A 10864-nucleotide genomic window follows, 5' to 3' on the forward strand; every position below is an offset into this window, starting at 1 on the left:
GCTTAAAAAAGATTTAAATAATAAAGTAACAAAGATAGGTTAGATACCACAATGAAGCCCACAATTTTTAAAGCGGTATAGTTGGTTTTTTCATGTTTATATAATTTTTCTAACCATATGGCAATACACACAATAAGTGGTGCTGTGAAATAAAGACTCGTAAAGGTATTTTGAAAATAATGAATCAAGACAAGACTGTAAATGACAACTGGTAAAAAACTCAGAACTAAATAACGATAACCATTTTTAGTGAAAAGAAACTTCCTTTTCTTAGCTAGAGCGGACATAATGACCAATCCCATCAAACTCAAGATTAAGACACCTAAATTTTTTAAAGTATGAACAATAATTTGAATACCAGATTGTTTCAAATATCCATAGAAAGGCGACTCGCGCCAATAGGTATCCTTGAAATAAAAGATGACATTTTTCCATCCTCCATGAAAAGAGTATTGTCCATAAATGAGCATGGTTATAGAAACCGTTACAAGGCTCGCTAAAATAATATACGAAACCAGTTTATAGCCTTTTCTCAAATTGACCAAAGCAATCAGAACAATGATAAAATTAAAAACAGCACCAAACCACGAAGAGTAAGACATGAAAGCTAGAAACAACCCTACTAAGAAAAGGTACTTCAAACTTCTATAGCGCTCTTTCATAAGCAATTTTAAAAATACGTATTGCGATACAATTAAAAATGGTAATACAAAAATATCCGGATGGTAATTAAAAAATTGAAAACGCAATATCGGATAGGATGTTAAAAAAATAACCATTCCAATCCATGCATATAGGCTGAATTCCGTTTTTGCTTTCTTCACTGAGAGCAAACAAATAGTCAAGTATAAGAAAAAGGCTGATATCGCTACCAACAAGCTGTTAAGGACAAAATAGCTCTTAAAACCAAATATACTATTAAATACAAAAAGAAAATAATAAGCTAAAGGAGGATGCGATAAATATGGTGTTGGAGCACCATTATGAATAAAAATAGGCACGAAACCCGAATTGATGATAGAGTTTGATTTCCAATAATCAACTATAGAAAGTGCATTTTGAGAATAAACTTCTGGCACAATATGTAATGCACTTATAAAAACAAGAAGAGAAGCAATATAAACTGCTAAAAACAATGCTACCCATAAAAGTGGACGCCTTTTCATCATCTTATCTAGAGTAGTGCCTTAATCTTTGAAGAAACTTTAACATGTAGAACTACAAACCTAATGATTTTTTCAAAACTTCATAATAGTTTCTCAAAATTCAGCTATATTTGCACTTATCCTGTTTGGCATAATCTTTGATGCAAGCATCTAAATATGGCTAAGACTAATTTAAAGCAAGTTCAAACTTTACAACAAAAGCTATCCCAGCAGAATATTCAGTTATTCAAAATGATAGAGATGAACATTCTGCAGTTTGACGAAAAAGTCAAAGAAGAGTTAGACATCAACCCCGCCCTTGAAGACATAGAAGATTCTAAACTTGAGAATCGAACAGTTAGTATAGATCAGCATTTTTCGGTTAATCCTTCTGCGCACAATAGCATTTCTTTGGATAACACACCCTCAGATAATGTCTATAGCCGCGAATCTCATAGATTTAATGAGTATGGCAATAGTGAAGAAGAAAAAGAGCTTTTTATACCTATTAAAGATAACGAAACACTTATTGGTAATTTAAATAACCAATTAATCTATTTAGACATCAACGAGGAGCAAAGAATCATCGGAGAGTTTATTATTGGTAGTCTTGACGATGATGGATATCTTAGACGCACTACAGAGAGTATTGTAGACGACTTAAGCTTTAGACAAAATTATTATACCACTAGTAAAGCTGTAGATGAAGTCATAGAAATTGTACAAGAATTAGACCCAGCTGGTATAGCAGCGAGAAACCTTCAGGAATGCCTATCCATACAGCTCAAAAGAAAGAAGTTTACTAAATTAGTGGATGATGCTTTCACGGTAGTATCAAACTACTTCGAAGATTACACTCGAAAAAATTATGATAGAATTCTAAAGAAACTAAAAATTTCGATGGAAGAATTCGATGAAATAAAAAAAATAATTCAGAGCTTGAATCCCAGTCCAGGAATTCAAACAGAGAGAGCTATAGGGAAATTTATTATTCCAGATTTCTTTGTATACCGGAATGACAATAAGCTGGAATTGGAGCTTCATTCATATAATAAACCAAACTTAACGATCAATAAGGAGTTTGTAGCCATGCTGACTAAGATAAAGGCTGAGAAAAAAAAGTCAAAATCCGAACAAGAAGCACAGGCCTATATTTCTGATAAACTAAACTCGGCATCACAATTCATATCGTTGATTAAGGAGAGACAGGAGACCATGGTTATTATCATGAATTGTATCATGGAAATTCAAGAGGATTTTTTCCTTACGGGAGACGAATCCTTATTAAAACCTATGGGACTAAAGGATATAGCCGAAAAGATTAATTTTGACATATCAACTGTTTCTAGAGTCACGAGTAGTAAGTATGTGCAAACTGAATTTGGCATCATAGGGTTACGGTTTCTGTTTTCAGAAAGACTTTACTCTATGAATGGTGAAGAAGTAAGCAACAGAAAAATAATGAAGTGCATCGAAGAATTAATAAATAATGAAGATAAAACCCAACCTTATTCCGATGATGATTTGACCAAGCTTTTAGAAAAAGAAGGTTATAAAATTGCTCGCAGGACTGTAGCGAAATACAGAGAAAACCTGAAACTCGCTTCAAAGCACCAAAGAAAAGTATCCATTTAATTTTAATAGAATATGAATTTCGCAATTGCTCGTTTTTTCTCCACAGCATTTCACCCTATACTCATTCCTATTTACAATATATTGATTATTTTATATATGGTCCCTTACCGCTACATCCATGTCAATGATAAGGTTTGGAATCTTACTATAGGAATAATTATAGCTATGACAGTCTTTATTCCAGCATTTACGGTGTTCATAATGAAAAAACTGAAAATAGTCGAAGACTACGATATCAGTATTCAAAAGCAGCGAATTTTACCCTATTTAATTTTCTTTTTCTTCTATTTAATGACGTTTTTAACATTGCGGCCCAAGCTCAATAGCTCCATAGTTTTCATGGAAGATAATTTATTAGCTGCTGTATTGTTGGGTGCTACGATTTCACTCTGTTTAGCCTTTTTTCTTAACAACTTCCTAAAAGTAAGCGTTCATGCTATGGGCGTTACCAATCTATTTATGGTAGTCAGCTTGTTATCTCGAAATACCCATCAAGTCACGTTTTTTCTAGTTTTATTGAGTCTGATAGTCGTAGGATTTACAGGAAGTGCTCGGATATACCTAAGAGCACACACTCCTAGAGAAGTATATTATGGCATATTTTGTGGTGTATTAGGCCAGTTGATTGCTTTTTTGGTTTATTTTGATAAGGGTATATAAATAGATATTCTATCTCAATAGCATAAAATTACCTTCACCAGACACTACTTTGCCGGGAATATAGGATTCTGCCTCATAGGTATAAAAGTATACGTCCGAGTTTTGGGGTACATCTTTGTATATCCCATTCCATCCATAGTTTTCATCATTCGATATGAAAATCAACTGACCTTGCCTATTGAATATTTTAAAACTCAATAGCTTCTTGATCCCGAATCCTCTCGCATAGAGGATATCATTATTGCCATCGCCATTCGGGCTAAATGCAGTAGGTACCTTGACTAATATTTCTGGATATAGCCTTATCACGTACTTATAAGTCGATTTAAAGCATTTCTTATAATCCTCTAAAGTCAAATTATAGATGATAGAATCAAATATTTGCATCTCCGGATTCGCACAATTTTCACAGGAAGGATTCACCCATTTCGGCGACCAAGTATAGGTCCATAATGGATCATAACCTACAGGCAATACTATTTTCTTTCCCATAGCTACAATGGTATCCCATGACTTCTCTACTCGAGGGGATAAGACATTCGCCAATACTGGTATAGAATCTTTACACCCTTTTTCAGAGACCCCTGTCAGGGTAATTAGGGTGTTTTTCGAAACTTGTGTTCGAATAGGAGATTGATTAAATGGAGACCCTTTAAAAGAATCTGGACTAATAAAGATTTTAGAATTCGGTAAATCCACAGTGTAAACAATATCCGTTTTCTTACCGAGACAGACCGTGTCTATGGTGGCTAAAATCTTCGGTTTAGGAAATAAAATTAAATTGGTGATACTACTATCTACACAGCCCAGAGGTGACCTATAGGCATACTGCTTTATACGATAGACTCCTGCAGTATTAAAATTATATATAAAAGAATCTGAACTCGACTGACTAGAATCTCCATTGCTCATTATCCATCGAAAATAATCTCCACGCGGAGCTAAATTATGAATAAGGATAGGTCTATGACAAAACGCAGTATCTACACCATCATTTATCCTATGTTTTGAAATTGCTTCGTATACCACTACGGTATCGACTTTAGCCAATGGACAAGATTTATGAGGAGCATAGACGATAAAACTTATTGGTATAGAATCTGAGTTAGCATTGGCTATAGTATATTTATGAGTCACTACTCGATCTGTTCCGCTGCGGATAGTTCCATCGCCAAATGACCAGAGCACGGTATCTACATCCTGCGTATTGATGAGTGTGAAGGTAATGCTGTCATTTTTACATATAGTTGGTTTATCTAGTGAGAGATCAGCCAGTGGTCCATACACCGTATCATAAATAGGAATGACTAGGTTGCAACCATAATCAGTCCAAAATACGGCTTCAATGAGGTTAGCACCTCTATCCAGGTCTATGGTCGCTGGGTTTACGGTTCTAGGACTTCCTTTATGTACAAATTTGAATGCCAAGGATGGTATAGCTGCACTATCGAAATAACTGATGGTCGTCACACCCGGAAAACATTTATTCAAGGAAGAATCAAAACTGTTTTCAATATGCAGTCTCGGTCTGGGAAGAACTATAGTGCTATCTACAAAGGTCTTGGTACAACCCGTTTTTCGGCTAGTCTTTTCAAGCCTTATCCGTTGCTTGCCCAGTCCAGAAAATTTATGGTTTAGCGAAAATAAAGTATCATTGGGAATTAAAACATTATTGACATACCATCGATACTTAAATTTAATAATGTCGTTTTCTGTACTGCGAATATTGTGCGTAAGATCTTGACAGGAAGTATCTGGTACGATAAGTTTGGATGTGTCTACAGAGAAATAAAAATATTTTTCTAAAGTTTTAGTGGCACAGTTTTTCGTGTCCTTAATTTCTAGTCTAAATCTAAAAGTATCGGCTATTCTCGTTTCCGCAAATAATGAGACATTAAAATTAGTAGAGGCTAGGATAATACTATCTCTATTGTTTTTTATACGATAGATGTTCCATATCGTAGATGCTAAACCGAATGGACTTGTAGATAGATTCTGAAGGTGCACCCACTGCGAAGGGGGGCAACTATCGGTATAGTTTACTGAAAAATCTATGGTATTATCTGTCAGAACAACCCTTTTAGTTATTTTGTCTTCACAGCCATTCATATCACGAGCTATGAGTGTTAAATTCATAGTATCTTCCCATATTTGAACGGGTATAGGTGCATTCGATGTGTAGGGGGGATATTTTTTAGCTGGGAATCCCGGTTTGGCTATGCTTTCTAGTTGCCAAGTAAATCTATATCCTTGGTCCATATCTGCATTTCTACTTTGACTTGGGTCTAAGCTATAAGGTGTTCCATTTAGAAACTGGTCAGGGTTTATACGCTTACAAAAGAGGGTATCGCTAAAAAAGGCTTTCACCTTTCTTATTTTTATGGTAGCAGAGTCTTGGTATTTACAGCCATTCGGATTTTCAGAATAGAGTTTTACCCGATAGTCGATACTATCACCGAGAAACTTATGCCATATCGTATCTTTTAAGGTATCATAGATAGTACCATCTCCAAAGTTCCAATTTATTTTTGTCTGTATATCAGCTGTATCAGTGACGATAAACTGTATGCTATCTCTACGACTGCATTTAAAATCATAATCCAGATTAAATTTAGGTCCTGATATTTGAAGACTATCAATAGCTCTGGTTTTACAGCCCATCTTTTCAGCAAATAGATAGATGTATTGTTTCCCTGTATTATAAAAGTTTTTGCGGGTAAAGTTTACGTCGGTATAGCAGTTAAAACTCTTTTCCTTATCAGTGACGAAATGCCATTTATCAAAATTACTAGAATTAGTAATAGAGACCGTCGTACTATCCGATATACAGAAGTTCTTTTGCGAAATAGTCATGACAGGTAATATAGAATCAGCCCTATAGGTATACACAGGATTCACGGTATCGATACAACCGAGTGTATTTTTCACAATAGCATAGCTGCGATATTTCCCTGAATTAGCGAAGGTATGTACTAATTGTGTGGTTTTAGTTCGCTTAATAGAGCCATCACCCAGATACCAGATGACAGAATCTATAGCCCCTACACCATAGTGGAATACCACGAAAGAGTCTTTCCTGCCTTTACAGCCTTGGTTAAAGTAGTTGACTAAATGGGGTCGAAACAACGAAGATTGTACCCCTCTATACCAATCTTGAAAAGTATGTATGCATTTCGTTTCCGCATTAATAAATGCGATATTGGCATGGAGTGTCAATGGTCCTCTACGATAGAAGCTATCTGTCTTATATAATCTATCCAAACCATAAGGTATGAGTGTATCGGGTCCCGTTCGATTCGCCGTATCCCAAGGTTTTACGTTAAAACTATCAAATCTTATCGTGATCCCATATTTATCGACATAGTACATGCGATACTTTATGGTATCCCAGCATGGAGTCCAGTTATGAGCTATAATAGTATCTCTAAAAGGTGTACCGCAGTTCTTGCTAAATCTTAACTCTGGTACAGGATAGGTCTGACAGATATTGACTTTTTTAGCTACGGTTGTTTTACAAGACGTATCAGCTTTATTTCTCTTGGTGATATAGAGATAAGCAAAGGTATCCACATTGGGCTTATCCGCAAACAATCCAGAGAAGAACGTAGTATCATCTAGTTCGCTCTCTAATCGGAATATATTAGCACCAGATAGTCGTAAATCGGAGCTAAACTCATAAATAAATTTAGTAGTATCAAAATCTTTAATAATTAATTTACCGTTATACGGAGCTCGACAGACTTTGTTTGGTGCAGTGTAGTCAAGAAAAGGAGTATCTACCTTTAGCTTCACCGTATCATATCCAGCACAGCCATACATATTTTTAGCCTCCAAGATAATCGTAGCTAAGGTATTAGTGGTGAAAGTGAGCGAAGGTGGAATTGTATTCGTAGATGTGCCCGCACTGGGCTGATCCCATGTCCATAGATAGCTAAGCGGTGTTTTTAGTGAATCCTTAGATTTGTTTGTTATGATAGGAGTAAAGGGAACTTTGCAAGCTGTCTTAGGAGATAAATCTATTTTAGCTATAGGTCTATCCAGAATTTTAAAAAACGAGTCCTTTCTTATCTCTCCAAAGCAACTAGGAATACTAGTATTGACCTGCATAGTCACATAGCAGTAATGTAAATAATAGTTGGAAATCACATCCGTGATAGCATTACCTATCTTAGAGCCCCCATTCTGATAGATCCATCGAACTGTGACAGGATTGACACCAGAAGGATAGTTTGTAATATCTACGAGATTAAAGCGAAATGGTAAACAACCTTCCTTTGCGGAATCGGTTTTAAAATTATAACTCAGCCTAGGATGAACGGTAATCGTTCTATTCAAAGCACCAATGGTCACGTTATAAGTACCTGGAATACTGTAAACAAAAACAGGAGAGTCTAAGGTCGAAGTATTTCCATTGCCGCTATTCCATTGCTGACCAGAGTGGGTATTGCCTATTGTATAAAATTTAAAAGTATCAGGTGCACAACCTACATACCGATTCGATGTACTATTTATCTGTGAATGAACTTCATGATAAAAAAGAAAAGAAAACAAAAAAAGACAAACACTTATTTTAAACATAGCACCATTTCATTTCTAGGATATAAGCCTATAGATGTATATTTTCACTCAAACAAATATAATTTTTTTTTCACGACTAGGTAAATTAATTTATGATTTCGTTTGATTTAGATTAAATTTGTCATGACGATATGAAGACCATTGTATTACTATTTTTTATTATTGTATGCTTTTGGGCTTATGGACAGGACTATTCGCAAAAAAAAATCCCGTGCGAACCCGTCATCTATCCTATTCATTTCTACCATGTACTGAATCATCCCTTGCGTCAGCAGCGATCTACAACTTATTTATATCAAGTATTAGATACCCTCAATAAATATTTCAAACCTACTTGTATTCAATTTCAGGTTTGCAAGTTAGACACCATTCATGATTATAACTACTTTGTCTTAGAGGATGATCCCAATACCCTCGAACGCAATGATGTTCGAGCTATGTATTACGATGATAAGGCTATCAATATCTATTGGCTCAATTTAAACCCTCCGCTACCACCGCCACAAACCTTTTTAGGTATATGTGAAGAAAAAAAGAACAAGCCCTATGTATTTTTGACCTATGCCAATTTCCAGGCACCGAGCAAAACGGATATATGCGTGCAGTTGTTTCGTTATTTTGGTTTAGAATATACAGCCTCTTATCCAGGTTCGGTCGAGCTCGTCAATGGCTCCAATAGCCTCATCACGGCAGACTCTACCTGGGATACGCCAGCCGATCCAGGGTTTCTGACCTTTGGTTCTCCAGACACATTTGCACTACCGCAGACTCCCCCAGGCATTTCCTATCTCTATACGAATAGAAAAGACCCCAATGGCGAATATTATAACCCTATGGTTCTAAATCCCATGTCTATATGGATGCTCAATCAAAAACAACCCATACTCACCATCGAGCAGTATCGCAAAATCGTAGTCAACGAACGAAAATGCAGAAAACGATTTTGGGAATTGGAATAATACTATCAAGTCAATACATAATTAATAGACGATAACTGACCTCTCCACGCCTTTGCGGTTAATACCCATCCCATCCACTTTAAACTTTCGTGTCCTTTGTGATACCATTGTGTCCCCTGCCTGTCGTCAGACAGGTTTGTGGTAAAACCCTCACACCGCAGGTTTCTAAAAATCCCTCTGCGCTCTCTGCGCCTTTGCGGTTAATACCCATACCGCAGGTGTAAAAAATTCGTGACTATTCGTGTTATTCGTGGCTACCCCACACCGCAGGTGTAAAAAAAACTTTCGTGTCCTTTGCGATACCTTTGTGCCCTTTGTGGTAAAACCCACACACCTCAGGTGTCTAATAACCCTCTGTGCTCTCTGCGCCTTCGCGGTTAATACCCATCCCATCCACTTTAAACTTTCGTGTCCTTTGTGATACCTTTGTGTCCTTTGTGGTAAAACCCCACACCGCAGGTGTAAAAAAAATATTCATGCCCCCTGCCTGTCGTCAGACAGGTTTGTGGTATAACCCTCACACCGCAGGTATCCATGATTCCTAGCTACCCCTCCCTTAACCATTTTTGATAGTTTCTCCATACAATAATCAATACTATCACGTTATTATACTAAGATTAGCCTCAGCTAATTGACTTTTATTTCTTAACACTTTAAATTTTTTAATCTTATGAGCAAATTCATTGAAACCGGCCACCCACGAAACGTCGCCAATCTAGGGAAACTCATAGAGACTGTAGATGCCTTTGGCGCCAGCTACAATCCTTCCCGCACAGCCCTCACCGTCGCCAATCTCCGTGTCCTTGAAACCGATGCCAAGGCAGCATTAGATCTCGTCATTGACCAAGTCGCTTCATACGATGATGCCATCAACAAACGCCACATTGCCTTTGCCGACCTCAAGCGAAAAGCCAGTCGCATTATGGCAGCCTTAAAAGCCTCCGGTACTACTGACGAACTCCTCGACGATGCCAAAGGCTTTAACCGCAAGATTCAAGGTCAGCGAGCCACCAAACCGCCCCTACCCACTGACCCCAATGCATCACCGCCGACTACTGTCAGTGTCAGTCAGCAATCCTTCGATCAGCTTATTCAGCACCTCAAAGGCCTCATAGCCATTATCAAGACCGAGCCCAACTATGCGCCCAATGAAACCGACCTCAAAGTCACTAGCCTCGACAACTATGTAGCCGACCTATTAGACAAAAACAACAAAGTAGCCATAGCCCTGGCAGCCATCAGCAGTGCCCGTATCGAACGCGACAAACTGCTATACAAAAAAGAAACAGGGCTCTATGCGATTGCGCAGGCCGTCAAGCTCTATGTCCGCTCAGTCTTCGGAACCCAAAGTCCCGAATACCGCCAGGTCACATCCATTACCTTCACCAATAAGAAAATATGACCGCCCGCTGGCTGAAATGAAGACCCTCTGTCAGAGCAATCTCACAGAGGGTTTTTTGTTTATAAAAAGTCTCATAAATATTGACGTTAAATCAAGAATATATATAAATGAATGAGTCTACAGAATAGTGTGGATTAATTTGGATATAGGAATCTCATGTCTCCCCTCTGGGTTTAACCATAGCGAGTTATAGCTGATTTCGAGTTATAAAATCGCTAACGCTGCGCATCAGAAGAACTAAATCCCTACAATTTGATAATCATTTATGTGCAACTCTAGTGCACAATCCGAGTTCAAAGGATATAGACTAATTTTGCCAATTAGAAACAGACCAATCCTGCAGAGTTTAACCCAAATTTTAAGAAAACAATCGTCTTTTGACAAAACAGAGCTAACATAGCTCCGGTGAGCAAGGCCTATGTTTAAAATGGTGATTTAATCCCCTCCCAAATTTTGGTTGAAATGCAAAAAGGCTTCGATAATTC

Annotated in this window: 6 protein-coding genes; 4 read left to right on the forward strand and 2 right to left on the reverse strand. The window is 37.3% G+C overall.

The window, feature by feature from the left end; genetic code table 11:
- Window positions 1-2: 2 nt before the first annotated feature.
- A complete protein-coding gene (locus JNL75_11405) occupies window positions 3-1166 on the reverse strand; it encodes a glycosyltransferase family 39 protein (GenBank protein ID MBL7790425.1) in 1164 nt (387 codons plus the stop codon).
- A 156-nt stretch (window positions 1167-1322) separates the two neighbouring features.
- On the opposite strand from JNL75_11405, the gene rpoN reads away from it, so the two are divergent.
- Window positions 1323-2780 carry an RNA polymerase factor sigma-54 gene (gene rpoN, locus JNL75_11410; GenBank protein ID MBL7790426.1) on the forward strand — a complete coding sequence of 486 codons (1458 nt, stop codon included), beginning with the start codon at window positions 1323-1325 and terminating at the stop codon, window positions 2778-2780.
- A 12-nt stretch (window positions 2781-2792) separates the two neighbouring features.
- Window positions 2793-3440, forward strand: a complete 648-nt coding sequence (locus tag JNL75_11415) for a hypothetical protein (GenBank protein ID MBL7790427.1) — start codon at window positions 2793-2795, stop codon at window positions 3438-3440.
- A gap of 9 nt (window positions 3441-3449) precedes the next feature.
- On the opposite strand, the gene JNL75_11420 is transcribed toward JNL75_11415, so the two are convergent.
- Window positions 3450-8018 carry a gliding motility-associated C-terminal domain-containing protein gene (locus JNL75_11420; protein ID MBL7790428.1) on the reverse strand — a complete coding sequence of 1523 codons (4569 nt, stop codon included), beginning with the start codon at window positions 8016-8018 and terminating at the stop codon, window positions 3450-3452.
- Between the two features lie 131 nt (window positions 8019-8149).
- On the opposite strand from JNL75_11420, the gene JNL75_11425 reads away from it, so the two are divergent.
- Both JNL75_11425 and JNL75_11430 read left to right on the forward strand, forming a co-directional pair.
- Window positions 8150-8977 carry a hypothetical protein gene (locus JNL75_11425; protein ID MBL7790429.1) on the forward strand — a complete coding sequence of 276 codons (828 nt, stop codon included), beginning with the start codon at window positions 8150-8152 and terminating at the stop codon, window positions 8975-8977.
- Between the two features lie 670 nt (window positions 8978-9647).
- On the forward strand, window positions 9648-10379 hold the full coding sequence (locus JNL75_11430) for a hypothetical protein (protein MBL7790430.1): 732 nt from the start codon (window positions 9648-9650) through the stop codon (window positions 10377-10379).
- Window positions 10380-10864 lie beyond the last annotated feature (485 nt).

It is taken from the genome of Chitinophagales bacterium (assembly GCA_016787225.1).
Lineage (GTDB): Bacteria > Bacteroidota > Bacteroidia > Chitinophagales > JADJOU01 > CHPMRC01.

Bases quoted from the DNA above. Each gene is read 5' to 3' on its own strand.
- JNL75_11430 (MBL7790430.1), top strand. From the start codon at position 9,648: ATGAGCAAATTCATTGAAACCGGCCACCCACGAAACGTCGCCAATCTA.
- JNL75_11415 (MBL7790427.1), top strand. From the start codon at position 2,793: ATGAATTTCGCAATTGCTCGTTTTTTCTCCACAGCATTTCACCCTATA.
- JNL75_11405 (MBL7790425.1), bottom strand. From the start codon at position 1,166: ATGAAAAGGCGTCCACTTTTATGGGTAGCATTGTTTTTAGCAGTTTAT.
- JNL75_11420 (MBL7790428.1), bottom strand. From the start codon at position 8,018: ATGTTTAAAATAAGTGTTTGTCTTTTTTTGTTTTCTTTTCTTTTTTAT.
- JNL75_11425 (MBL7790429.1), top strand. From the start codon at position 8,150: ATGAAGACCATTGTATTACTATTTTTTATTATTGTATGCTTTTGGGCT.
- rpoN (MBL7790426.1), top strand. From the start codon at position 1,323: ATGGCTAAGACTAATTTAAAGCAAGTTCAAACTTTACAACAAAAGCTA.